Source organism: Paraeggerthella sp., assembly GCF_048427265.1.
Taxonomy (GTDB): Bacteria; Actinomycetota; Coriobacteriia; order Coriobacteriales; family Eggerthellaceae; genus Paraeggerthella; species Paraeggerthella hominis.
Genome location: NZ_DBFOSR010000003.1, coordinates 1 through 23,935, shown reverse-complemented (window position 1 = coordinate 23,935; position 23,935 = coordinate 1). Strand labels below are relative to the sequence as shown.

General features: G+C 58.1%; 21 protein-coding genes. 18 read left to right on the top strand and 3 right to left on the bottom strand.

Annotated elements, in window-relative coordinates; genetic code table 11:
• The 3 genes from ACMNI9_RS00245 to ACMNI9_RS00235 form a co-directional block, all read left to right on the top strand.
• Positions 1-502 (top strand): hypothetical protein (locus tag ACMNI9_RS00245; protein WP_418830173.1); only part of this gene is annotated, 502 nt, incomplete at its 5' end.
• The gene (locus ACMNI9_RS00240) at positions 499-2,226 is read left to right on the top strand and encodes a hypothetical protein (RefSeq protein WP_418830171.1); all 1,728 of its coding nucleotides are present in this window, start codon (positions 499-501) and stop codon (positions 2,224-2,226) included. The genes ACMNI9_RS00245 and ACMNI9_RS00240, both read left to right, overlap by 4 nt.
• The gene (locus ACMNI9_RS00235; RefSeq protein ID WP_216529026.1) at positions 2,219-2,488 is read left to right on the top strand and encodes a hypothetical protein; all 270 of its coding nucleotides are present in this window, start codon (positions 2,219-2,221) and stop codon (positions 2,486-2,488) included. The genes ACMNI9_RS00240 and ACMNI9_RS00235 overlap by 8 nt, the downstream gene beginning before the upstream one ends.
• 313 nt (positions 2,489-2,801) lie before the next feature.
• On the opposite strand, the gene ACMNI9_RS00230 is transcribed toward ACMNI9_RS00235, so the two are convergent.
• Both ACMNI9_RS00230 and ACMNI9_RS00225 read right to left on the bottom strand, forming a co-directional pair.
• Positions 2,802-3,743, bottom strand: coding sequence for an ORF6N domain-containing protein (locus ACMNI9_RS00230; RefSeq protein WP_216529027.1), 942 nt, complete (start codon positions 3,741-3,743; stop codon positions 2,802-2,804).
• Between the two features lie 431 nt (positions 3,744-4,174).
• Positions 4,175-5,479 (bottom strand): diguanylate cyclase domain-containing protein, encoded by a 1,305-nt coding sequence (locus ACMNI9_RS00225; RefSeq protein WP_418830169.1) that lies wholly within the window; start codon positions 5,477-5,479, stop codon positions 4,175-4,177.
• Between the two features lie 275 nt (positions 5,480-5,754).
• On the opposite strand from ACMNI9_RS00225, the gene ACMNI9_RS00220 reads away from it, so the two are divergent.
• From ACMNI9_RS00220 to ACMNI9_RS00180, 9 genes are all read left to right on the top strand, one after another.
• A complete protein-coding gene (locus tag ACMNI9_RS00220; protein ID WP_418830167.1) occupies positions 5,755-7,080 on the top strand; it encodes an ammonia-forming cytochrome c nitrite reductase subunit c552 in 1,326 nt (441 codons plus the stop codon).
• Between the two features lie 326 nt (positions 7,081-7,406).
• Entirely contained in the window at positions 7,407-8,120 is a 714-nt protein-coding gene (locus ACMNI9_RS00215) for a cytochrome c3 family protein (RefSeq protein ID WP_114566505.1), read from the top strand.
• A gap of 268 nt (positions 8,121-8,388) precedes the next feature.
• Complete coding sequence (locus ACMNI9_RS00210) at positions 8,389-9,054, top strand: cytochrome c maturation protein CcmE (protein ID WP_114566592.1); 666 nt, start codon at positions 8,389-8,391, stop codon at positions 9,052-9,054.
• A 62-nt stretch (positions 9,055-9,116) separates the two neighbouring features.
• On the top strand, positions 9,117-11,339 hold the full coding sequence (locus ACMNI9_RS00205; RefSeq protein ID WP_225748658.1) for a heme lyase CcmF/NrfE family subunit: 2,223 nt from the start codon (positions 9,117-9,119) through the stop codon (positions 11,337-11,339).
• A gap of 5 nt (positions 11,340-11,344) precedes the next feature.
• Positions 11,345-12,067, top strand: a complete 723-nt coding sequence (locus ACMNI9_RS00200; RefSeq protein WP_114566507.1) for an ABC transporter ATP-binding protein — start codon at positions 11,345-11,347, stop codon at positions 12,065-12,067.
• A 1-nt stretch (position 12,068) separates the two neighbouring features.
• The gene (locus tag ACMNI9_RS00195; RefSeq protein WP_114566508.1) at positions 12,069-12,785 is read left to right on the top strand and encodes a heme exporter protein CcmB; all 717 of its coding nucleotides are present in this window, start codon (positions 12,069-12,071) and stop codon (positions 12,783-12,785) included.
• Between the two features lie 75 nt (positions 12,786-12,860).
• Positions 12,861-13,628, top strand: a complete 768-nt coding sequence (locus ACMNI9_RS00190; protein ID WP_114566509.1) for a cytochrome c biogenesis protein — start codon at positions 12,861-12,863, stop codon at positions 13,626-13,628.
• Positions 13,629-13,717: 89 nt separating this feature from the next.
• Positions 13,718-13,906 carry a hypothetical protein gene (locus ACMNI9_RS00185; protein WP_114566510.1) on the top strand — a complete coding sequence of 63 codons (189 nt, stop codon included), beginning with the start codon at positions 13,718-13,720 and terminating at the stop codon, positions 13,904-13,906.
• A gap of 113 nt (positions 13,907-14,019) precedes the next feature.
• Positions 14,020-14,838 carry a UTP--glucose-1-phosphate uridylyltransferase gene (locus ACMNI9_RS00180; RefSeq protein WP_418830163.1) on the top strand — a complete coding sequence of 273 codons (819 nt, stop codon included), beginning with the start codon at positions 14,020-14,022 and terminating at the stop codon, positions 14,836-14,838.
• 336 nt (positions 14,839-15,174) lie between these two features.
• Here the strand turns inward: ACMNI9_RS00180 and ACMNI9_RS00175 are convergent, their stop codons facing one another.
• Positions 15,175-16,308: a TDT family transporter gene (locus tag ACMNI9_RS00175; RefSeq protein WP_216529034.1), complete on the bottom strand. Its 1,134-nt coding sequence runs from the start codon at positions 16,306-16,308 to the stop codon at positions 15,175-15,177.
• 633 nt (positions 16,309-16,941) lie between these two features.
• On the opposite strand from ACMNI9_RS00175, the gene ACMNI9_RS00170 reads away from it, so the two are divergent.
• The 6 genes from ACMNI9_RS00170 to ACMNI9_RS00145 all read left to right on the top strand — a co-directional run bounded on the left by ACMNI9_RS00170 (position 16,942) and on the right by ACMNI9_RS00145 (position 23,428).
• On the top strand, positions 16,942-17,844 hold the full coding sequence (locus tag ACMNI9_RS00170; protein WP_418830161.1) for a homocysteine S-methyltransferase family protein: 903 nt from the start codon (positions 16,942-16,944) through the stop codon (positions 17,842-17,844).
• A 3-nt stretch (positions 17,845-17,847) separates the two neighbouring features.
• Positions 17,848-18,120 carry a hypothetical protein gene (locus ACMNI9_RS00165; RefSeq protein ID WP_114566513.1) on the top strand — a complete coding sequence of 91 codons (273 nt, stop codon included), beginning with the start codon at positions 17,848-17,850 and terminating at the stop codon, positions 18,118-18,120.
• 234 nt (positions 18,121-18,354) lie between these two features.
• Complete coding sequence (locus ACMNI9_RS00160; RefSeq protein ID WP_216529036.1) at positions 18,355-20,676, top strand: anaerobic ribonucleoside triphosphate reductase; 2,322 nt, start codon at positions 18,355-18,357, stop codon at positions 20,674-20,676.
• Between the two features lie 223 nt (positions 20,677-20,899).
• A complete protein-coding gene (gene nrdG, locus ACMNI9_RS00155) occupies positions 20,900-21,445 on the top strand; it encodes an anaerobic ribonucleoside-triphosphate reductase activating protein (RefSeq protein ID WP_114566515.1) in 546 nt (181 codons plus the stop codon).
• A 50-nt stretch (positions 21,446-21,495) separates the two neighbouring features.
• On the top strand, positions 21,496-22,353 hold the full coding sequence (locus ACMNI9_RS00150) for a mechanosensitive ion channel family protein (RefSeq protein WP_418830158.1): 858 nt from the start codon (positions 21,496-21,498) through the stop codon (positions 22,351-22,353).
• Positions 22,346-23,428, top strand: a complete 1,083-nt coding sequence (locus tag ACMNI9_RS00145) for a DUF2804 domain-containing protein (RefSeq protein ID WP_114566517.1) — start codon at positions 22,346-22,348, stop codon at positions 23,426-23,428. Before ACMNI9_RS00150 ends, ACMNI9_RS00145 begins: the two co-directional genes overlap by 8 nt.
• The last annotated feature ends 507 nt before the right edge of the window (positions 23,429-23,935 follow it).

The following is a 23,935-nucleotide window of genomic DNA, read 5'->3' as shown; positions in this document are numbered from 1 at the left end:
GGGTAAGAAAATAATGATTTCTCTTACCGATCATAATGTGATTAATGGGGAAGCTTATAAAGAGGTATTGTCGAAATGTGACTCTGACCTTGTTTTGATCGTCGGCGTCGAACTACATGTATCCTCTAACGGCTCTAGGCCTTACCATGCCCATGCATACTTTGATGCCTCTCCATCTGATGAGGGATTTATAAATAGAATTAATCGCATCCTCGATTCGCTGTATCCCAATAAGCTTCCTGGGAAAGACGACCAGATTCCTACTTTGTCCCAGATCTTAAACGAGCTGCGTAAAGAAGAGTTCCTCTTCCTTCCTCATGGAGGACAATCTCACAGCACATTCGACAATGCGGTAGGCGAAGATGAACTGTGCGATGACCTAATAATGAGAAGCGTTTATTACAACACCTTCGACGGCTTTACGGCTCGCTCTAGCTCGAACGTCGAAAATACGGTAACCTATTTCAAAAAATCGGAATCGCGCAGTTCACAAACCTTTTGACAGGATCTGACAACTACACTCCATCGGAATATCCGACTCCCAAAGCTGCGAAAGCTGACGCTTTTACACCAACATGGATTTATGCCGATCCGAGCTTTAATGGCCTGAGATTGGCATTGTCTGAGGAGTCTCGCCTGCGGTACGGTAATGTGCCTCCGGACATATACTCGACCCTTGTACCGTCGATCGAAAGGGCGCAACTCAAAAGCAAAAACATTGATTTAGACATATCTCTTTCCGCAGGCCTTAACGTTGTAATTGGTGGCTCATCTACGGGTAAAACTCTTCTTCTGGAAGCGATTGCTAGAACCACGAACGCCATCACGGATGAAGATAGGCACGAATGTTACGATAAGTTTGGGGTTGACGATATCGTACTTGATCGTAACGACAGCACAATCCCATATTATATTAATCAGAGTTATATTTCTAAAGTCGTAGACAAATCTGTTGACCATGAAACCATCGAGAGTATTCAGATACTAAAAGATGTGTTCCCTCAGGATCAGGATGCCTCGGATGGACTTGATGCCGATTTCGAGACGGTCAGAGCATTGGTGTCGAAATTGTTTGCCGCAGCAGAAAAGGTGCAGAATGCGGAATTAGCGCTCGGGCGACTTCGAACGCCCGAAGACCTTATTCTGAGCCAATCGCTAGACAGCAATCCTATAACCCTTATGCGGCTTGAACATGAACTTGAAGAGAAGCTTTCTTGGAAACCGCAAGTTGAGACGAAGTTAGAAAACGCGCTGTCCGAGGCGGAAGCCTTATTCGAGACTAATCCTTTACTTGAGTCTTTCAAGCGCGAGGCGGATTTGGTGAGGATTGCCATAGCCGAAGGCAAAAGGATCACCAAACTCAGTAGCGAAGTAAATTCTGTATTGAAAGATTTCGAGGAGCTATACTCCGCTACCGGGGAGTCAATGAAGCAGTCTGATAAACAGAAGAAAGATGACTTCAAATCTGTATTGAAGTCAATAACCGAACTGCGCGATGGACTAATTGATTTTGATTCCACGAAGGCTCGGCTGGTTAAACTGAATTTTCAAGCGACGCCGCGCACTGAGGAGCTTGCCGGTCATCACTTGAGTGTAATCTATTCATTCAGGATGTCTCCAGACGTTCTTCTCGCGGCGATCAACAGTGTGTTGAATAGCGATCACCGTTTCGACCGTTTTGAGGACGTTGCTGCAGAGAATTTGACAATTCGTAAGACCGACGGCAGAAAAAAGATAAAATCTATGTCCTCCTTTTCGAATGCCGTTACCGCAGCGCTTGAAAAAGAGAAAAAACGCACGTTCAGTATTATTACGGCAAATGGCGTAGACTGGGCCTTGTTGAGCGAGGGAAGAAAGACGGCGGTACTTCTCGACTTGATATTGAGCTTCAAAGGAAACACTGCGCCTTTGCTTATCGACCAGCCTGAAGACAACCTCGCATCCGATTACATTAACGGTGGACTATCGGGCGCGATCCGCGGAAGCAAAGCTACGAGGCAGACGATTGTGGTGACACATAACGCGACCATTCCAATGATGGCAGATGCTCAAACCGTTGTGCTTTGTCGTAGTGAAGGTGGCAAATTGATCGTTAGGTCGGCACCCCTGGAGGGAGTCATCGAAGGGAAGCGCGCATTGGATTGGATTGCGGATATCACTGATGGAGGAAAGCAATCTGTCCAGAAAAGGTTTAGGAAATACAACTTTAGAAAATTTGGTGATTAAAATGACTGTTAAACTTGATTTTTCTCGTTCGACTGATGGAAACTCTAGCGTAAAAATGACTTTAGGAGAGAACGAGCCGAAGGACTTCGAATACATCGCCTTCGTGAAGTATCTTTTCCATAATCAAGACGAACAACTCTTTATTTCGACGGACGATACCTATCTGCCCGAGCAAAAGCAGCAGCTTCAGAATATGGTTGGCAAAATCGAAGAAAAGGTAAAGGGTTTGACTCCTTCCACGACTGAAAACGGGGTAATTTAAGAATAGATTTTTTAGGATTCGGAGCTATTTTTTTAACCGTGAGTACATAGGCGCCGCGTTAGTCATATGCAGACTATGTTGCAGCCTTGCAAGCAGAAGGGCGCATCACCATTTTAGTTACTAAAGTAATTGTGATGGTATACGTACCTTTTGGGAGAGCATCACGTTCGCAACGTGGGGGTCGTGGGTTCGAACCCCTTCATCTCCACCACGGAATTTTGATCGGGGCGAGCCCAATGGCTTCGCCCCGATTTTTTCTCTTTCCGCATAGTGGGGAATCGTCGGCTTTCGGCTTAATTAAGGATTCCCGCTTTTAAGCTTTTTTCAGTCGGTCCAGGATGTCTTCCACCATTTTGGCATCTTGGATTTTCGTTATAGCGAAGCACTTCCTGCCGGCGTCCTTGAGCGATGCCCCGATGTGATATCCGATTGAATCGTCGATAATCAAGAATCGGTCGTGGAAGGCCCGAGTGTGGTGCACTTTCAATGCGGGATACTGAAAGTTGAACGTGTCGATGTCGGTTTGCGTCAACCTTGTATTGGGCAACGTATGGATGGTCACAGTCGCCCCCGTCGCTTTCTTAGCCAAGATGTTGAGCGTCGAAACGTCGACATAGCTGTCTATGAGCACGATCTTGTACTGGGCTTTCTGAATGAGTTCGACCAGAAGACTGAAAGCATCGAATAACTGACCATCGAAGAAAGCTTTCTGGGTTGTCTCAGGCGCGCTATCTATACAGGCAAAAACCTGGTCGAGCTTTTTGTCGGTCTCCTTCTGATATTCAAGCTGCCTCAGTTCTACTTGTCCGATACGTTCGAAAAGAGCCGCATTGTTTGCGAGGAATCGACGGGTCTCCACAAAGGCGTCCATGATGCGAATGCTCGTCTCGACTGCGATGTCGCTACGGAGAACTGCAGAAAGCATCGCGATCCCTTGTTCGGTGAACACATATGGAAGATAGCGCCTTCCTCCTCTTCCGTTTGAGGTCACAGTTTGTGACCTCAAACGTTCGTACTCTTCTGAGGTAAGCCGGAATCGGAATCTCTCGGGAAAGCGGTTTTCGTTACGCCTCACTGCTTGATTGAAAACCTTGGTTTCCACGTCATACAGCATTGCCAGATCACTATCTAGCATGACCTGCTGGTTTCGCATAACGTAGATGAGGCTCTTGACATCGATGGGGTCGAATGAAGTCAAAGCGATATCGTTGGTCGCTTTAGTTCCGCTGCTCATCTCAACGCCGTCGTTTTCCAAGGCCGTTCCTTTCAGAAGCCGGTAAAACGAGTATGCCTAAAAACAACAGCGCAATCAAGAGTGCCTCGAGCCCCTTCTTGTTCGAGGGATATGGTGGGTCGTTTTCAAGTCAAAGAACGAATTACCAATTAAGTTACTGAATTTTGATGATGCACGTACCTTCCGGGAGAGCATCACGTTCGCAACGTGGGGGTCGCGGGTTCGAATCCCATCATCTCCACCACGGAAACTTGATCGGGGCGAGGTCAACGGCTTCGCCCCGATTTTCGTACGGAGCACCTTTTGTCCGAAAGGCCCAGTTGCTGGAATGTCGCCCAAAATAAACAAGCTAAGGACTCGGCGCTGCTTTAGCAGCAAATCAAGTGCGAGTGCATACTCACCCGCAGCATAACCACGTCGCATGCGGCTCGACCGATACGACGCCCGTCGCCTTAGCTTCTCTTCTGCTCGTACATCCTGGAATCAGCCAGTTGAAGGACTTCTTCGAAGCTCGATCCTTCGGTCGGGAAGGTGGCGTAGCCGAAACTCAAGGCAATCGGCAATTCAGTCTGCCCGATGTCGACGCGTTCGCTGTTCAGGCTTTCCAGCTTGGAGCAGAACGCGCGAATCCCGTTTTCACCGGACACGCCTCGAAGCACGATCGCAAGCTCGTCTCCGCCCAGTCGGATAGCCAGATCGTCGCTGCGTATCATCGACTGTATCCTGTCGGCAACGCTGATCAGCAACCTGTCGCCGGCATCGTGGCCGTAGGTGTCGTTGATATCCTTGAAGTTGTCGAGGTCCAAGTAGAAAATCGTGTACGAATCGGAACCCTTGGTCGCCGAAGCCTCGAATTGCTTGAGCATGCTCCTGTTTCCCAGCCCGGTCAGGTTGTCGACGCATGCCTCGTTGCGCACGCGCTCAAGCTCGTCTTCCTTTTTCCTCAAGTACCTGAATCGCATGATGGACATGATCAGGCCCGATAGGAACACGGTCAAAACGATGGCGCCTTCCAAGCTGTCCGGACGCTTTTCGATGTCAAGCTGCCAAAATCCGTTCGCCAGGGGAATCTTGACGGACACGGCGCCGCGCCCCGTATAGTTGCTGCTGGCCTCCATGAGCGTCTTTTCTCCTCCATTGACCGTGGCGCTCAACTCGTACTCGCATCCCAGCATGTCGACCGTTTCCAGGTCGATGGTTTCAAGCACGCTCCGAGTGTCCATCACAAGAGACACCATGCCCCAGAACTCTTCCGTTCCGTTTTCGTCCGGCAGAAACACCGCCTTTCGCAAAATCAACCCCGACCCCCCTTGGGTAAGCTCGTAGGGTCCGGATAGCACGGGCTCGCGGGTTTCCAGAGCGATCTCCGCTTCTTTTTTGCGCTCGGGCATTTCGAAAATGTTGTCTCCGATAGCGCTTTCGTTCCTTTCGCGAGGGAATACGTGCTCGACGATGCCATGGGGGAGAAACGAGATATTGCGCACTTCTGGCTGACGGGCTATGGGGTCGAGCAGGATTTCCAGTTCGTCGTCGGAAAGCGTATCGTAGCCGGATTCCACTACGGCTTCCGCAAGCTCGATCCCCAGGTAGGCTTGGCCAAGGGTACTCTCTATGCGGCCGCTGCCAAATTGCAGGAACGTTCCCAGGTCGCCCTGGTCCCTGTTTAGGAATCCGAGGGACAAGATAAGCACGACCAAGATGTCGATGGCCAGCATGGCAACCAGCGAAGCTGTCGAGTTTCTGATTCCTGCACGCATGGGGCTCCTATAGTTGAAGCAAGGCCCGCTCGGGCGCAAACTCCTTAGACATGAGAAAGATATGCGCGTCACTCATAAGTCCATGATACCGCATAAACGGGTTGCGACATTGAGGATCGAAACCGCATCGGCATGAGGCTGACGCAGCATGTAAGGGTTTTCCCCTAATGCGCAGGGTGAAATCCCCGCAGTTGATCTTGGTATGCTCGCTTTATGTTGAGAAAGCTTGTATATTTTGTGGAGGAGAGATCGTCAGTCAAAGGGAGGAGATTTGTATGACTAAGGTCAAGAAGAACAAACTCGCTCTCTGGACCGCATCGCTATGCGCGTTTGGTATGGTCATGGGGCTGGTTGCATGTGCGCCCCAGGCTGCTACCGACGGCAAAGCGGACCAGAAAGAAGAGAGCAGGACGCAGAAGGTGGAAATGCCCGCTGCAGACGAGTTCGGCGTTGTCGTTGCTGATTCGTGGAAGGACATCTATCCCGATCAGTACAAGACGTACAAGGAAAACGATGCCAATTCGCCGGATTCCGGCAAGCATAACTATCTGGAGCTGTACCCGGCTCTGAACACCATGTACAAAGGTTATGCGTTCGCATTGGGCTACGACGAGGCTTCCAGCCACGTGTATTCGCTGAAGAGCGTGAAGGAGACTCCTCGTACCATCAAGAAAGAGCAGCTTGCCGGCTGTATCACGTGCAAGACGCCGCAGTTCACCGCCATGGTGAACGAAAAGGGCGAGGGCGTCTACAAGGAGAAGTTCAACGACATGATCGGTCAGTTCACCGAGCCGATCAGCTGCTACAACTGCCACGAGAACGATCCGTCTCAGATCAAGTTGACGCATTCGTACTGGGTTGACTCGCTGGGCAACGCCGCCAACGACGACAAGGCTGCCCCGCTGGGCGCCCAGGCGTGCGGCCAGTGCCACAACGAGTACTACTTCGATGGCGAGACCAAGGCCACCACGAACCCGTACACGGGCCTCGAGCAGATGACCCCCGACGCTATTCTGGCGTACTACGACGAGCGCAACTTCAAAGATTGGGAGCATGCTGACACGCTGGCCCCCATGCTGAAGGTGCAGCATCCTGAGTTCGAGACCATCTACGGCGGCAAGCAGACCACGATGGCCAAGAACGGCTACAGCTGCGGCGATTGCCACATGGGCACCGTCGAGGGCGAGAACGGCGAGTACACGTCTCACAACTGGACCAGCCCGCTCGAGAACAAGCAGCTGCTCGAGAACGACTGCAACAGCTGCCACAAGGATCTCAAGAAGCAGGTTGCCGATTGGCAGGCTGAAGAAGAAACTCGCGTGACGGCTATCAGCGAGAAGATCGAGGCTCTGACCAAGGGCATCGCCGAGAAGTACGCTGACGAGATCGCCGCCATGAAGGCTGCCAAGGAAGCAGGCACCGAGGTCCCCGCCGCTTCCGAGGAACTGGCCTCCTTGCAGAAGATTCAGCGCAACGCTCAGTTCTACTGGGATTTCGTGATGGTCGAAAACAGCGAGGGCGCCCATAACCCCACGCTGACGTTCGAAACGCTTGACAAGGCCGAGAAAGCTGTCGACGAGGGGCTTGCGAAACTCGCATAACGCGACAGGGACGTTCTCTCCAACGTTTCTGAGGGCAGGGGAAGGGGGCGCATGCTTCCTTCCCCTGTTCCAGGGGAGCCGGATTTCGGTCGTGCGGGGTTACGCGAGGTTATGCAAAAAATTGAGCGAAAAAAGCCGAATCACACGAAAAATGGGGGCAATCCGGGCTAATTCCCCCCAAATGGGTGATAGGTTTTTTCCCGGTTGACCGGTAGTATGCATGTGGTAAAGTTCTTGTGTTTCCGTTTGGCATCGAAACGATGCTTCCCTAAACGGACGCAGACGGGATGCAAGAGACGAGTATGTTTGAAAGGGGGTTAAAGAGTATGAGCGAAGAGGAAACCAAAGTGGAAGCCGCCACCGAGGCAACTGAGGCTGATAACTCCACGACCAAGGAAGCCGCTCCTAAGAAAAAGGGAAAGAAGTGGCCGATCGTTGTGGGTGTCGTCGCGGTTGTTTTGATTGCAGCCGGTGCCGGCTTCTGGGTTTGGCATGAGCAGCCGAGCTTCTGCAACGCCATTTGCCATACGCCGATGGATCAGTACAACGCTACGTACGACCAGGAGCCGAACACGGCAGGCGTTGACAAGTGGGGCAACGAAGTGAAGAACACCAGTTCTATGCTGTGCGTGTCGCACAAGATGCCGACCGATCAGGGCGGCGCTGGCGCAACGTGCATGAGCTGCCACATTCCGACTATGTCGGAGCAGATGTCCGAAGGCATCAACTGGGTTACCGGCAACTACGTGTATCCGCTTGAGGAGCGCACGGGCGCCGATCTGGTTGAGGCTCGCGGTCTTGAGGCTGACCAGTTCTGCCTGAACGAGAGCTGCCACAACCTGACGCGCGACGATCTGGTGAAGGCTACGAGCGGCATGGAGTTCAACCCGCACGTGCCGCAGCATGGCGAGATCGAGTGCACCGAGTGCCATAAGGCACACCGTGCGTCGGTGATGTACTGCACGTCGTGCCACAGCGAGGCCGAGGTGCCCGAGGGCTGGCTGACGGTCGCTGAGGCGAAGAAGCTCCAGACGGCGTAAAGCTTTGCTTCGTACGCTCGCGTTTCGAGCGAACAATTGAATAGCACGAGGGAGCCCGCCTTAAGCGCAATGCGCTTGGACGGGCTCCTTTTGTCAAAGGTCCGAAGAACGAAATGGCTGGTCGCGGCACGTGCGAAGTACGCTTCGCATCGCGAGCGCACACGCCGTGGACGGTTCGCATGGCAAGCTCTTGGATTTTGCCATGGCGCTCTTCGGAACTTTGAGACATTGCAGAAAACAGTACGGGAAACAGCATGAGGAGGCGAGCGTGAACGCGAAAACGAAACGTCGTATGGTCGTGGTGACGGGGATTATCGTTATGGTGCTGGTCGTGGTCTTGGCCGTGGTCGGGGGATCGAGCTCTGCCAAGAGCGTTTCGATTGCAGAAGCTGCAACCGGGGGATACGCTGACCAGAAGATCCAGGTGAGCGGCAACGTGGTGGAGAATTCTTTCGAAACGAAGGACAACGTGCTGACGTTTGCCATTTACGATCCTGAAGGCGACAAGTCCCAGCAGGTCAAAGTGCGCTTCGAGGGCGGCGTTTCGGCTACGTTCGGCAATGACGTGACGGCGATCTGCACGGGCAAGATGACCGAAGAAGGCGTTCTGAACGCGTCCGAGCTGGTTACGAAGTGCCCGTCGAAGTACGAGAACTCGGCCGACGCGCTTACGGTCGCCCAGTTGGTGGGCTACGGCGACGAGGTGCTTGACAAGCCGGTCAAGGTGGCTGGCTCGGTGAAGGCCGGCACGCTGGTCGCGGCCGGGTCGGGCGACCGCTTCGTGCTTGTCGACGCGGAAAGCGGGGAAGAGCTGCCGGTTCTGTTCGACGGCGCCATCTCCGACGAGATCAAGGACGGCACCCAGCTGGTGCTGACGGGCTCCATCAACGCTGGCGGCAAGTTCGCCGCGACCGAGGTGGCTTTGCAGGGCTAGCGGAAACGCGAATCTTAAGACGATAGGCGGCGGCTTCGGCCGCCGCTTCGGAAGGAAACTACATGGCAACTATTGGTGTGATCGGGCTTCTGGTCGCTTTTGCGGGCGTGGCGGTGTCCGTCGTGTGCCTGCTTGCGGGCGCGCTGCTTGCGCGTAAGCGCTCAGGCGGTATAGGCGAGACGCTGACCTGGGGCGGCCATATTGGCGTGATCCTGTCGGCGGTGGCGCTGACGTTCTGCTGCGGCATCCTGGTCTTCTGCTTCATGACGGGCGACATGAGCATCGAATACGTTTTGCGCCAGCACAGCGACGCTTCGGGCGAGCTGGCCTGGCTGTACAAACTGTCCGGCTTGTGGGCCGGTCGCGAGGGCTCTCTTCTGTTCTGGGCGTGGCTCATCGCCGCGTTCAATGCGGTGGTGGCCGTGCGCAATTTGAAAAGCCCGCGCAAGCTGGACTCCATGGCCTTGCTGGTCAGCCAGCTGGTGTTGGCCGCGTTCGTGGGCGTGCTGCTGCTTTCCGAAAGCAACATGCCGTTCACGGCCACGCCGCTCAAGTACTTCAATTCTGACGGCACGCTGACCAGCTCGGCTTCCATGCTGGGTATGAACACGCTGCTGGAGCACTGGGCTATGGCCATTCACCCGCCCACGCTGTTCATCGGCTACGCAGGTTTGACCATCCCGTTCGCGTACGCCATTGCCGCGCTCATCGTGAACGACTCCTCTAAAGAGTGGGTGGTCCGTTCGCAGCGCTACACCCTGTTCTCGTGGTTCTTCCTGGGCGTGGGCATCGGCCTGGGAGCGGTTTGGGCGTACGTCGTGCTGGGTTGGGGCGGCTACTGGGGCTGGGACCCCGTGGAGAACGCAAGCCTTTTGTCGTGGCTTGTGGGCGTGGCCCTCATCCACAGCTTCACCGTGTATCGTCAACGCGGCGCGTTCAAGCGCTGGAGCGTGATGTGCGCGTGCCTGACGTTCGCGTTCGTAATCGTGGGCACGTTCATCGCGCGCTCCGGCTTGGTTCAGTCGGTTCACGCGTTCGAGGGCGACCCGGTTTCGCTTGTGCTGTTTGGGGCGCTGATCGTGCTGTCCGTCGTGGCCGGTATCGTTGGGCTGGTCATCCGTTGGAAGAGCTTCGGTCCGGGCGCTTCGGGTTCCGACGATGTTGAGAACATGCTCTCGAAGGATGCGGCCTACTACTTCAACAACGTGATCATGGTGGTGTTCGCCACGTTGCTGGCGTACCTGACCATCGCTTCTGCGCTGCCGGGTTGGATGCCGTTTGGCGGCCAGGCTATTTCCGCTGGCACGTACAATGCCATCGCCCGTCCTTTGGGCATTGTCTACCTTGCCATTTTGGCTATTTGCCCTCTGCTTTCGTGGGGCAAGACCGACGGCAAGCAGTTCTGGAAGCGCGCGCGCGTGCCGGCCGTGTGCGCGCTCGTGCTGTTCGCCGTGCTCATGGTGTACTTCGTGACGTATCTGGTTCCCAGCTACAACGCGGTGATCGCGGCAGGCGGCATCAATGCCGAGGGCCTGATGGAAGAAGGTCCGGCGTGGTACTACAACGGCTTGGCGGCCGTGGGTCTGCTGGTGGCCAGCTTGCTGTTCTTCAACTCGCTGTTCATGCTGGGCCGCGCGGTTCGCGGCTACCAAAAGGGGCATGGCGGCAATCCGGTGTCGGCTGCCTTCGGCATGCTGGTGAATCGCGCTTCCACGTTCGGCGGTTTCGTCGCGCACTTCGGCATGGCGGTCATCCTGGTGGGCTTGATCGGCTCGTCCATGTACGTGACGGAGAAGGTTGCCTACGTCGGCTACGACGAGGCCACCGATACCGCTTCCGAGGACTTCGTCGTCAAGGACTACACGCTCAAGTACACCGGCAACGAAATCGTGCCGCAGGACAACAAGGACGACATCCTGTACACGGTGCACTTCGATGCGTACAAGGACGGCCAGTTCGTCGGCTCGGTTGATCCGACCGTGCAGTTCGTGCAGTCCACTCAGCAGCAGAAGCTGGTGGCCAGCGTTATTTCGTTCCCGACCGAGGACTTGTTCGTGGTGTATCGCGGCGTGAACGAAAACGGCGACTTCTCGATGGACGTGCGCGTGAACCCGCTGATCTCCCAGGTTTGGATCGGCTTCTTCCTGCTGATGGCAGGCGTGTTGATTGCCACGGCAGGCAAGCGCGGCGCCAGCCGCAAGCTGACGGGTGCGGATGCTGCTGCGTCGATGGAAGATTCGAAGAGCGAGGGCTGCGAACCTGCATCTGCGAAAGCGGAGGCGTAATCGTCATGACCGATGCGCAAGCGGCTATCAAGACCAAGAAGCTCTCCAAGGTGTTCGGCAACCGTCGCGCGGTGGACAACGTGTCCATCGAAGTTCCCCAAGGCGCGTTCCTGTCCATCTTCGGGCCGAACGGTGCGGGCAAGACGACGTTTCTGCGCGTGCTGTCCACGCTTGCCCGCGCGTCGTCGGGATCGGCTACGCTCATGGGCATCGACATCAAGGAGGAACCCGACAAAGCGCGCGACCACATCGGGCTCATTTCGCACAACTCCATGTTGTACCCGGATTTGACGGCCGAGCAGAACCTGCTTATCTACGCGCGTCTCTACGGGGTGGAAAACCCCGAGGCGCGCGTCCTCGAACTGCTGGAGTCGGTTGAGCTGAAACATCGCCGCTTGGACGTCGTGCGCACGTTCTCGCGCGGCATGACGCAGCGCTTGAGCATTGCGCGCGCTCTGATTCACGATCCTGACGTGGTGTTTCTGGACGAGCCGTACTCGGGATTGGACCCGCATGCCGTGGAGATATTCGATGAGCTGATCGAGCAGCAGCGCGAGGGCCGCACCTTCGTCATGGTCAGCCATGATCTGCAGAAGGGCTTCGCCATGTGCACGCACGCGCTGGTGCTGGCGAAGGGCAAGGTGGTCGCGTTCGATCAGAAGGACGCGCTGGACTTCGACGAGTTTTCCGGCTTGTACCGCCAGACCGTCGGCATGGGGGTGGCGTAACATGTCCGTGGTTTTGAAGAAGCCCTCGACGTTCCAGCAGTACAAGACGCTTTTGCGCAAGGACTTGGAGCAGGAGTTTCGCACCAAGGAGATGCTCACGTCCATGGGCATCTACGCACTGTTGGTGCTTATCGTGTACGGCGCGGCGCTCGGCCAGACCACGAGCGCTTTGGACGTGCTCCAGATCAGCGGCGGCCTTCTGTGGGCGCTGATCGTGTTCACGTCGCTGCTGGGTTTGAACCGTTCGTTTTCGCACGAGAAGGAGCAGGGCTGCATGGAGGGCATTTTGCTGGTGCCCTTGGATCGATCGGTCATCTTTCTGGCGAAGGCTACGTCGAACCTTTTGTTTTTGCTGGTGGTAGAGGTTTTGGCCGTGCCGCTGTTCTACTTCTTCTTCCTGACAACGGTTTCGCCGTCGGAGCATTTTTGGCTGCTCGTAGTGCCGTTGCTGGTGGGAACCGTGGGCATGGCGGGCATTGGCACGCTTTTGTCCACCATCACCATCAACACGCGCGGCAAGGACGTCATGCTGGCGGTGCTGTTCGTGCCGCTCATCTTCCCGCTGCTGTACGCGTGCGCGTCGGCCACGACGGCCGTGATCGTGGGGGCCGAGGGGTATATGGACGTGTTTTCGCTGTCGCTTATGCTGGCGGGTGGCTACGATGTGATCATGCTGCTGCTGAGCTGGGTGCTGTACGATTTCGTTATCAGCGCGTAGGCGCTTCGCCGGCCTGATGGTCGCTGAAGCCGCTCAACGCTGCAAGGTGTTGGGCGCTCGACAAAAGGAGGGTTTATGACTGACGAGAAAAAGCCGCTCAAGCTGCCGGAGGCGGGGCAGTGGCCTGACCGGGTGGCGCCATGGGCGTTGCTGGCAGGGGCCGTGCTGACCACGGTCGGCTTCCTTATGGCGTTTCTTTACGCGGGGCCGGTGAACGGCGCCGCCGTGAACGGCGTGGAGCTGATCGGCGGCCAAATGGTGTCGTCGAAGCTGCTGCTGTCCCAGAAGATCTTCTATTTCCACATGCCGGTCGCCCTGGTTTCGTTCGGCGCGCTGGCGTTTGCAGGCTACTACTGCGTTCGGTTCCTCATGACGAAGAACCAGCGTTTCGACACGTGCGCGAAGGTGTGTATGGAAATTGCGCTTTTGTTCGTGACGTGCACCATGATCACGGGCGATTTGTGGACGCGCTTCGAGTGGGGCGTGTGGTGGACGTGGGATCCGCGCTTGACCACGTACCTTATCCTGATGCTGATCATCATTGCGTACTTCGTGCTGCGCAACGCCATCGACGAGCCGGAGCGACGTGCCACGTACTCGTCGGTTCTGGGCATCATCGCATGCGTGGACGTGCCCATCTGCTACATGGTGACGCGCCTTATTCCCTCGAGCATCCATCCCGTGGTGCTTCGCGAGGGCGGCATGTCGCCGGATATGGGCATGACGGTGGGCGTGGTCATGCTGGGCATGATCATGGTGGGATTCGCCTTGTACCGCTTGCGCTTTCGTCAGGTTCGCTTGGCGCAGCGCGTGGAGGCCGTCAAGGAGCAGCTGGAAGACTAACGCGCTCGGCTGCCGCGTCTGCACGATAGGCGATGCGGCAGCGGGGAATTGCGCGAACATGACGAACGAGTCGTTGAGAAGGAGCATCCATGAATCCGGTTCTTGTTGAAATCTACAGCACCATCATTCCGTCGGCCCCGTATATCATCGCGGCGTATGCCCTGATGTGGGCTGCAATTCTGGTATACGTGTTCATTATCGTGCGCGGTCTGAAGAAGACCGAAGCGCACATGGCCGTGCTCGAGGAGGCTCTGGCCGAGAAGACCGCGGCGAAATAGCGGGACGTTCGACGCATCTTGCGTCCGTGCTACAATAGCGAAACGAATGAGACGAAGCGCCGCTCTTGCGGCGCTTCGCGTATGAAATGCGACTCAAGAAAGGTCCCGAAGCCATGAAAGCTCTGATTCCCGCCGCCGGTTTGGGCACGCGCTTCCTTCCTGCCACGAAGGCGCAGCCGAAGGAAATGCTGCTGGTTGTTGATCGTCCGGCCATCCAGTACGTTGTCGAAGAGGGCCTTGCATCCGCCGCCGACGAGGTGGTCATCATCAACAGCCGCGAGAAGCAGGCTATCGAAGATCACTTCAGCCCGAACCCGGAGCTGGTTGCCACGCTGCGCGCCCGCGGCAAGGATGCGTACGCCGACGTGGTGGAGCAGGTGGGCAACTACAACGTGAGCTACGTGTACCAGGACGAGGCGCTGGGCCTGGGGCATGCGGTGCGCTGCGCCCACGAGAAGACCGGCAACGAGCCGTTCTACGTGCTGCTGGGCGATGTGCTGGTGCCGGACAACAAGATGCTGCCGTGCATGCAGGAGGTGTCCGACGCTCACGGCGGAGCCAGCGTGATCGCGGTCATGCCGGTGCCCGATGACCAGGTGAGCCGCTTCGGCGTGATTGCGGGAGCTCCCGTGACCGACGACGTGTGGAAGATCGACGCGCTGGTGGAGAAGCCGGCGCTTGAAGACGCGCCGTCGAACTTGGCGGTGTTCGGCCGCTACTTGCTGTCCGCGCGGGTGATGGAGCTTTTGGCCGACGTGGAGCCGGGCGTGGGCGGCGAGATCCAGCTGACCGACGCGCTCGACGCCGTGCTGCGCGAAGAGGAGATGTACGCGCTGGTCATCGACCCGGCCGACGGGTTCGACACCGGTACCGTGGAAAGCTGGCTAGAAACGAACAACATTCTGTTCGAGCGAAAGAACGCGGGAAAGTAGGCGTTGGCGGGCTGGGCAAGGGAGCAGGACTAGCAAGGCGGGAAACGAGGCTGATGCCCCGTCTTGCCTTGCTTGCTTTTTGCCCGGAAAAGGATCGGCCCGGGGAGAGGGGAGCTCCACCGGGCCGCAAGGAGGGGGTGTACGGTGCCTCTTGGGCACCGACTCTGCTTTAAGGGGTAAGCAGAAGCAAATTGAAAAGGAGGGGAGCCTTTCATTTGCTGATACCCAGTATAAAAGTTGACCTTGAAAAACGTATGTGTCGACCGTGCGCGTTTTGTGAATCGATGCTTCTGAAAGTAACAAGAAGGTAACCATGAGAGGAAAACGCGGCAAATGCTAGCGCTCTTCGGCTTTGCCCGGTTCTTCGCACGCTGCGTTGCAATCGATTCCCGCAGCTACGGGGACGAAGGCTTCGGCTTTCGCGGGGTGCTCAAGCGCGTCCGATCCGCGCTTGAGGTACGCTCTGAGCGCGCGCAGCGCTGCGGTTTGCTCGGGAGCCAGCTTTCCGTTGACGCGATCGTTCTTCAAGCCTGCCGCAAACATGCCGAGGAAGCGTGCGTACACTATGGCCACGATGGATGTGGCCAGCAGCAGCTGGATGCCCTCCACTTGCTGAATCATGGACGCGGCGCTGGCGAATCCGGCGGCGGCGAGCGTCGAAGCGAACCCGTGGGTTGCCAGCAGCCCTACGGCCATGGGAAACGTCATGCCGGCAAATCCGGGGTGAAACTGCACGCTGAAAAACTTCGGCAGCTTTGCCACCACGTACGCAAGCGATACCGCCACGCAGGCGAACAGCGCCGCGAGCACGATGAGGTTCGGCTCGCTTGCAACGTTGACGTACGACACCAGGCACATGCTGCACGGACCGAGCATGATCGCTTGCGAATGCATGGTGGCTTCGGCGACTTCGCAGCGCTTCATGCGCCAAAGCATGAAGGGCGTAAGCGCAACGTACGCCGCGATGCCCCAAACCACTATGCCTAGTGCCAGCGGCTCGGGCATGAACGGCATGCCGACGACCGTGGCCACCATGACGCCGTTAGTGGTGACGTACCAGCTGGGCATGAACGTCTTCCATTCGAATCGCCGTAGGAAAAAGCGGACGAAGAACACCGCAACGTGCACGATCAGCAACCCGAGCATCGCGAAGAACACCGCCCGAGCGCCGTCGTGCAGGACGGGCGCGAGGCCTGCGTAGTATACGCACAGCACCATGATCAGCATGGGGAGGGTGGGGTATAGCGCGGCAAGCATGGGGTTCGCGTATTCCGCGGCTATCACGCTTTTGAGATGGAAGGCGATCTTCAGGCAGTACGCCAGCGCTACAACGGTCGAGATTACGGCGGTTATCGCATGGACGAACGGGTATCCGATCGTTTCGTAAAACCCTCCCAGTACAAGCAGGCCCAAGGTGGCGGGCACTACGGGAAGCGGGAGCCGTGAAACCTTGTCTTTGAGGTACTTCATGAGGAGTCCTTCATCGCGGTTTGCGGACGCATTCCTTCCCTGGAAAAAGATCGGCCCGGGGAGAGGGGAACTCCGCCGGGCCACAAGGAGGGGATGTACGGTGCCTCTTGGGCACCGACTCTGCTTTAAGGGGTAAGCAGAAGCAAACTGAAAAGGAGGGGAGCCTTTCATTTGCTGGAGCCTAGTATACGTGCCGAGGTTGCAGATGATATGTGACGCACGTGCGCGTTTTGTGAATTGGTGGTCTTATAAGTAACAAATAAGCAAATTTCTTGGCAAATCGTCGCAAGCGCTCGGCGCAGCGGCGAAAGCGCGACGCGCGTCGACGGCGGTTCAGCAGCGGAATTCGGGGTTGTCGCGAAAAAAGATCGGGCCGCGAAGAGGGGAACTTCGCGGCCCACAAGGAGGGGGATGATGCGACGCTCGATGGCGTCGCTACTGCTTCTACGCAGTGCAAACGGAAAGGAGGGGAGTCTTTCGTTTGCGATACCCAGTATAAAAGTCAGCCTTGAAAAACATGTGACCGGCGCGTGTTCGTCTTGTGTAACGGGTGCGGACGATCGGTGAACGTCAACTCGCCCCATGCGGCACCGTTCTTTTGCTATCATAAGCACTCGACGAAAGGAATCTTCCATGCCTGATATCGATCTTCGCTTCCACCGGGATATGCTGGTTCTGTCCGCTCCGGTTGCTGCCGTGCTGCAGCGCCAGGGCTTCGACATCGACCGAGATCTGGAGTACGCCACGCTGGTGGAGCCCGAGGCTGTGCGCGAAGCGCTGCGGCTCAACAAGGTTGCCGGCGCTCAGTGCCTGGTGACTAGCACGGCGGGCATCACGGCTGCTCGTCTGGCGCACCACGGTCTGGAGGAGCACGCGCAAGAGGTCGTGAAGGCCGGACTGGATATCGCTTGCCAGCTGAAGCCCCAGCACGTGCTGGTGGAGGTGGGCCCGTGCGGGCTGCCGTTCGATCCCTCCAGCAAAGCGTCGCTGAACGAGAATCGCAGCCAGTATGCCGACGCCGCGCGCGCATGCGCAGGGGCGACGTTCGACGCGTTCTTCCTGAACGGTTTCGCGAACCCGTCGGATCTCAAGTGCGCACTCATGGGCGTTCGCCAGGTGAGCGATGCGCTGGTGTTCGCTTCGGTCGACGTGGATGCTGACGGCGTGCTTTCCGGCGGCCGCCATACGTTCGCGGAGGCGTTGGAGGTTATGGTGGACTTCGAGGCGTCGGTGGCGGGCTTTGCGACGCGCGCTCCCCTTGAGGCCGCAACGAGTTTGGCGCGACAGGCATGCGCAGCCGGCTCCCTGCCGGTTCTGGCTCAGCTGATCGTGGGGGCGCACGACCCGAAGCAGGGCGGCGCCACGGAGTCCAATCCGTATTTCTGCCCGGATGTTCTGGTGGCGGCCGGTACGCAGCTGCGCGGTGCGGGCGCTCAGTTCCTGCGCGCTGGCGGCGCTGCCACGCCGGCGTACACGGGCGCCCTTGTTGCTGCAAGCGAGGGGTTCGACGTCGTTCGTCCGGACGTGGAGGCGTAGTCCATGGCTGACTCTTTTCGGACGAACACGGTGCGCAGTCCCCACTACGGCGCATTGCAGAGCGTGGTCGAGTCTTTGTTCGCGGATCGGGACGTGAAGTCCGTGCGACGGCTCGATGTGGTTGTCGCGGCGGAATCGGCGGATCTTCCCGAAGATCTGGCCGAGATCATCGCGCTGCTGCCTCCGGGCACGTACACTCGCCAGCGTCTGTGCGATCAGCTGAACTCGGCTATCGGCGGGCACGCGTGGGGGCAGGTGTACGGAACCGTCGAATAGCGGCGACCGGGCCTGTTTGCTGCGTGTAATAACTGTGTACGCCTTGCGCGTCCGTAGGCGGGCCGGTACTATATCTGAACATTTGAAACGCATTCACCCACTATATGTTGTGGAAAATCTTGGGTAGATCCTGTGGAAAGATTGCGCATAAACCAAGCGAAACCACAGATCGCGCCCTTAAAAGCACGCATTTGGAAGCGATTGAATAAGACTGGCGAAGAGAGGATCAGGCGCATGGTCACGACCATAGTAAAGCGCGACGGCCGCACGGCGGAGTTCAAGGCGGACAAGATTGCCGAGGCGGTGGAGCGGGCGTTCCAGGCATGCGGCGCCATGCAGGATCGTTCGGTTGCCGACGGCATCGCACAGGCTGTCGTGGACAAGCTTGAAGCCGGCGCCATCGAGGGCGTTCCCACGGTGGAAGGCGTGCAGGACCTGGTGGAGGAAACGCTCATCGAGGACGGATTCGTTCAGACCGCCAAATCCTACATTCTCTATCGTGCCGAGCGCAACCGTGCTCGCGACGTGAACAGCCGCCTTATCCAAACGCTCAAGGACATCACGTTTTCCAAGGCATCCGATTCCGACATGAAGCGCGAAAACGCCAACATCGACGCCGACACGGCTATGGGCACCATGCTCAAATACGGGTCAGAATCGGCCAAGCAGTTCTACGAAATGTGCGTCATCGATCCGAAATTTGCGCGTGCTCACCGGGACGGCGACATCCATATTCACGACATGGACTTCTACACGCTGACCACCACGTGCTGCCAGATCGAGTTGAAGAAGCTGTTCAAGGGTGGCTTTTCCACGGGTCACGGCGTGCTGCGCGAGCCGAACGACATCGCCAGCTACGCGGCGCTTGCCTGCATTGCCATTCAGTCGAACCAAAACGACCAGCATGGTGGCCAGGCTATCTGCGACTTCGACTACGGTTTGGCGGACGGCGTGCGCAAGACGTATCGTCGCCTGTACAAAAAGCACTTGGCCGAGGCCGTCGATCTGCTGATGAACGCAGAGGACGCCCGCGCGTTCGCGCAGGACACGCTTGACGCGGTGGAAGCCCAGACGGGCACGATCGCCAGCCTGCACATGGACGAGCAGTTCGAGGCCGCCGTGCGCGCCGCCCTTGCACAGGCGGGCGCCGACGACGCTACGGCTGATCGCGCGCTTGCGTATGCCGCGAAGAACGCCACGGCCGATACCGATCGCACGACGTTCCAGGCTATGGAGGCGCTTGTGCACAATCTGAACACCATGCACAGCCGCGCCGGTGCGCAGACGCCGTTCAGCTCGGTCAACTACGGCATGGATACGTCCCCCGAGGGGCGCATGGTGGTCAAGAACATGCTGTTGGCAACCGAAGGAGGCTTGGGTTCGGGCGAGACTCCCATCTTCCCCGTGCAAATCTTCCGCGTGAAGGAAGGCGTGAACTACAACCCTGAAGATCCGAACTACGACCTGTTCAAGCTTGCCATGCATTGCTCTGCGAAGCGCCTGTTCCCCAACTTCAGCTTCCTGGACGCGCCGTTCAACATTCAGTACTACAAGGGCACGCCCGAGACCGAGGTGGCGTACATGGGCTGCCGCACGCGCGTTATGGGCAACGTGTTCGATCCCGATCGCGAAGTGACGCCCGGTCGCGGCAATCTCAGCTTCACGTCCATCAACCTGCCGCGCTTGGCCATTCGCGCCAAGGGCGATCTGGATCTGTTCTTCGACCTTCTGGACGCGAAGCTTGCGCTGGTGGTGGGGCAGCTGGACGAGCGCTTCGAAATCCAGGCGCGCAAGCGCGTGTACAACGCGCCGTTCTTGATGGGCCAGGGCGTGTGGATCGATTCCGAGAAGCTTTCGCCCGACGACGAGCAGCGCGAGGTGCTCAAGCACGGCACGCTGTCGCTGGGCTTCATCGGCCTGGCTGAAGCGCTGGTGGCGTTGACCGGCCAGCATCACGGCCAGTCGAAGTCGTCGCAGAACCTGGGCCTGGAGATCATCGGGCACATGCGCGGATACCTGGACAAGCTGTCGCAGGAGCGCGGGATGAACTACGGCTTGATCGCTACGCCGGCCGAGGGCTTGTCGGGTCGGTTCGTGCGCATGGACCGTGCGCGCTACGGCTCCATCGAGGGCGTGACCGATCGCGATTACTATACGAACGGATTCCACGTGCCGGTGTACTATCCCATCAGCGCGTTCGACAAGATCGAGATCGAGGCGCCCTATCATGCGCTCACGAATGCGGGCCACATTTCCTATGTGGAGCTTGACGGCGACCCGTCCGACAACCTGGAGGCGTTCGAGGCGGTTATTCGTCACATGAAGGACAGCGGTATCGGCTACGGTTCCGTGAACCATCCGGTGGATCGCGACCCGGTGTGCGGCTACAACGGCATCATCGGCGACGTGTGCCCCAAGTGCGGCCGCACCGAGGCCGAGCATGGCACGTCGTTCGAGCGCATTCGCCGCATCACGGGCTACCTGGTGGGCACGCTCGATCGCTTCAACGACGCCAAGCGCGCCGAGGAGAACGATCGCGTCAAGCATCAGATGTAGCCAGACACGGGCGGCTCCGGCGGCTTTTGCCGGCCGCCGGAACGCGCCGCCGCTGCGGCCAGCCACGGCACCCTGCCTTCGTGCGATCCCGGAAGCTCGCGTACACAGTACGCTTCGCCTCCGCGATCCCGCGAATTCAGGGCACCGTGGCTGCCCTCGCTGACTTACTACGCCAACCTGTGAGTGCAATATGCGCCCTTCGGGCGCATAAGGAGACCCCCTCGTGACTACTCCCGCCACCATTCGTTTGTACGGTACGGCCCCGGACTCCATCGTCGATGGTCCGGGGCTGCGCTTCGCCGTGTTCGTGCAGGGATGCACGCACGCTTGTCCGGGTTGCCACAACCCCGACAGCCAGCCGTGCGCGGGCGGCGAGGTTCGCCGCATCGACGAGTTGGTGGCCGAGATTGCGGCCAACAAGCTGGCGCGGGGCGTGACCATTTCGGGCGGCGAGCCGTTCGAGCAGGCCGCCGCATGCGCCGAACTTGCTCGTCAGCTGCGAAAACGAGGCTTGAACGTATGGACGTATTCCGGCTATCGCTACGAGCAGCTGGAGGACGGCTTTCCCGATGCCGCTGCACGCGATTTGCTCGACCAGACCGACGTGCTGGTGGACGGTCCGTTCGTGCAGGCGCTTCACTCCTTCGATCTGCCGTGGCGCGGTTCTTCCAACCAACGGTTGATTGACGTTCCCGCAACAAGGAGCCAGGGGCGTATCGTTTTGTGGGAAACTCAGGAAGACGTGTTTCAAAAGCCTCCGTCATGGTGAGGCGTTCGCTTTTCAGGGCGATGAGGATTGCAAGAGGGTAGGACGGCGGCATGGGACAACTCGAACAAGCCATCGAAGGCTTTGTGCGAAGCGATTGGGTTATCACGGCGATAACGGTTGTGGTGATTCTTTCCTTGACGGCGGTGTGCGCGCGGTTGGTGATGCGGTTCATGCGCAAGCTGCTGCATTTCAACGAAGAGAAGAACCTCCCCTCAAGTTCCATCTTCGTCAACATCGCGCGTGCTTCAGTGTGGGTCTTGGGCATCTGCATCATGCTGTCCACCTGCTTCAACGTAGACGTGAGCGCCGCTATAACGGCCATGGGCATTGGCGGTATCGCCATCTCGCTTGGCTTTCAGGACACGATATCCAACCTGATCGGCGGCTTGCAGGTGAGCCTCATGCGCATTGTCAAGCCGGGCGACAACATAGAAGTTGGCTCGTCTTCGGGCGTGGTCAAGGACGTGACGTGGCGCCATACCACCATTAGGAACAGCGCTGGCGCAGAGGTCATCGTTCCCAACTCCATCATCAACAAGACGGCGCTTGTGCACCTTCCTCCCACCAACCAGGTATCGATTCCCGTTGTCGTGGCAACCGACGGATCCCGTCTTGACGATTTGGCGGAGGCCATCGAGCGGGTTGCCGCCGAGGCCGCATCCGAAGTGGCGAAGCTGACGAAGCAGCCGGCCCTTTCCTTTTCGGCTGTCGAAGATGCGGGGTTCAAGGGATCCATTGTGTTTCGCGTGGCGGATAGCCGCACGGGTGCTCGGGCAGGCGATGCCGTACTACGTGCCATTGCTCCATTGACCAGGGAGGACGGCATTAATTTGATCGACGGTGTTTTGGCGGGGAGGCAGCAAGCGGCCGAGGATTCCGCAAACGAGGGAGGGAGGACGAATGGCTGAAACGCGATTGACCGAAGGTCCTTTGCATAACGACGATGGATCTCTGGCCCAATGCGGTTGGGCTACCGCGCTCGTTCGTTCCTACGACCGCGCGCGTGTGAAGGCGCCGGCTCTGCGCATCAAGGAATGGGACTACTACCTGGTGAACGACGATGAGTACGCCGTGGCGCTCACCTTGGGCGATTTGGGGTACGGCGGACTCATTTCGGCGTCTGTCATGGACTTTGCCGAGGGCGTTTCGCATACGGCCAGCACCATGGTTCCCTTGACCCTGGGCCGGTTCCGGCTGCCGTCCTCGTCGTCTTCCGGCGTGTCGCGGTTCCAGAACGGGCGCGTGTCGTTCGACTTCGAGGTGAAGGACGGGTGCCGTCGCATAAAGGCCCAGTTCGCTCGATTCGACGGGCGCGACGATCTGACGTTTGAGGCGGTGCTTGACGAAGAGCCGCGCGACACGATGGTGATTGCCACGCCGTGGGCCGAAGACCCGCTCGCGTTCTACTACAACCAGAAGATCGTTGCCATGCGAGCGCAGGGCAGCTTCAAGAAGGGCCTGCTCGTACATGGCTTTTCGCCGGAGCGTTCGTTCGGCTTGCTCGATTGGGGCCGCGGCGTGTGGACGCGCGACAACACGTGGTACTGGGCCGTCGCGCAAGGTTGGCAGGATGGGCGCGGAGGGGCGCAGCCCGGTGCTCATCGGTTCGGACTCAACCTGGGGTACGGTTTCGGCGACACGTCCGCTGCGTCCGAGAACATGGTGTTCGTGGACGGCGTTGCCCACAAGCTGCATCGCGTCGACTTCGGCATTCCCGAGAAAGCGGGGGCTGCGGTTGCGAAAAAGACCGAGGATCGCTACCAGCTTGACCAGCCTTGGCACGTGACCGACGACGAGGGTCGTTTGGATATGGTGTTCACGCCGATGCTCGATCGCGTTGACTGGATGGACTTCAAGGTGATTCGCACCGACCAGCACCAGGTATTCGGAAGGTTCGACGGTACGGTGACGCTCGACGACGGCACCGTGTTCGAAGTGGCGAACCTGTTAGGGTCGGCCGAGGTCATCCACAACGTGTATTAGAGCAAGGGGCGCAGTTCAAGGCGAACTGAACTGCGCCCCCTTTTTTGTCGTTGGTGGGTGCTTCAGGCTTGGCGCTCGATGCGATGCGGCGGTCGGGACGGGGCGCCCATGTTCTCCGTCCCCCGGAATGAGGCTTGCATACGACTTGCGCGCGAAAAACCGCTCCCGCTGGCAGGTTTTGACGGCTTGAGGTCGTTTGGTCCGGCGGGACGAGCGCCCTTGGGAACCTCATCCGACATCACAACGCTCTGATCAGGTAAAATAAAAAGTGAGCAAAGGGGTGAGACAAGCGGAGTTCATCTCGACGACCTCAAACCGTCAAAACCTGCCAGCGGGAGCGGTTTTTCGCGCGCAACCTCTTGATTGGGGCGGCGACGAGGGGGGCGCGCTGCCGGCTGGCGGGGCCCCGCCCCTTTTTGTCGTTGGTGGGTGCTTCAGGCTTGGCGCTCGATGCGATGCGGCGGTCGGGACGGGGCGCCCATGTTCTCCGTCCCCCGGAATGAGGCT

Bases quoted from the DNA above. Each gene is read 5' to 3' on its own strand.
- ACMNI9_RS00225 (WP_418830169.1), bottom strand. From the start codon at position 5,479: ATGCGTGCAGGAATCAGAAACTCGACAGCTTCGCTGGTTGCCATGCTG.
- ACMNI9_RS00220 (WP_418830167.1), top strand. From the start codon at position 5,755: ATGACTAAGGTCAAGAAGAACAAACTCGCTCTCTGGACCGCATCGCTA.
- ACMNI9_RS00215 (WP_114566505.1), top strand. From the start codon at position 7,407: ATGAGCGAAGAGGAAACCAAAGTGGAAGCCGCCACCGAGGCAACTGAG.
- ACMNI9_RS00205 (WP_225748658.1), top strand. From the start codon at position 9,117: ATGGCAACTATTGGTGTGATCGGGCTTCTGGTCGCTTTTGCGGGCGTG.
- ACMNI9_RS00200 (WP_114566507.1), top strand. From the start codon at position 11,345: ATGACCGATGCGCAAGCGGCTATCAAGACCAAGAAGCTCTCCAAGGTG.
- ACMNI9_RS00195 (WP_114566508.1), top strand. From the start codon at position 12,069: ATGTCCGTGGTTTTGAAGAAGCCCTCGACGTTCCAGCAGTACAAGACG.
- ACMNI9_RS00190 (WP_114566509.1), top strand. From the start codon at position 12,861: ATGACTGACGAGAAAAAGCCGCTCAAGCTGCCGGAGGCGGGGCAGTGG.
- ACMNI9_RS00185 (WP_114566510.1), top strand. From the start codon at position 13,718: ATGAATCCGGTTCTTGTTGAAATCTACAGCACCATCATTCCGTCGGCC.
- ACMNI9_RS00180 (WP_418830163.1), top strand. From the start codon at position 14,020: ATGAAAGCTCTGATTCCCGCCGCCGGTTTGGGCACGCGCTTCCTTCCT.
- ACMNI9_RS00175 (WP_216529034.1), bottom strand. From the start codon at position 16,308: ATGAAGTACCTCAAAGACAAGGTTTCACGGCTCCCGCTTCCCGTAGTG.
- ACMNI9_RS00170 (WP_418830161.1), top strand. From the start codon at position 16,942: ATGCCTGATATCGATCTTCGCTTCCACCGGGATATGCTGGTTCTGTCC.
- ACMNI9_RS00165 (WP_114566513.1), top strand. From the start codon at position 17,848: ATGGCTGACTCTTTTCGGACGAACACGGTGCGCAGTCCCCACTACGGC.
- ACMNI9_RS00160 (WP_216529036.1), top strand. From the start codon at position 18,355: ATGGTCACGACCATAGTAAAGCGCGACGGCCGCACGGCGGAGTTCAAG.
- ACMNI9_RS00150 (WP_418830158.1), top strand. From the start codon at position 21,496: ATGGGACAACTCGAACAAGCCATCGAAGGCTTTGTGCGAAGCGATTGG.
- ACMNI9_RS00145 (WP_114566517.1), top strand. From the start codon at position 22,346: ATGGCTGAAACGCGATTGACCGAAGGTCCTTTGCATAACGACGATGGA.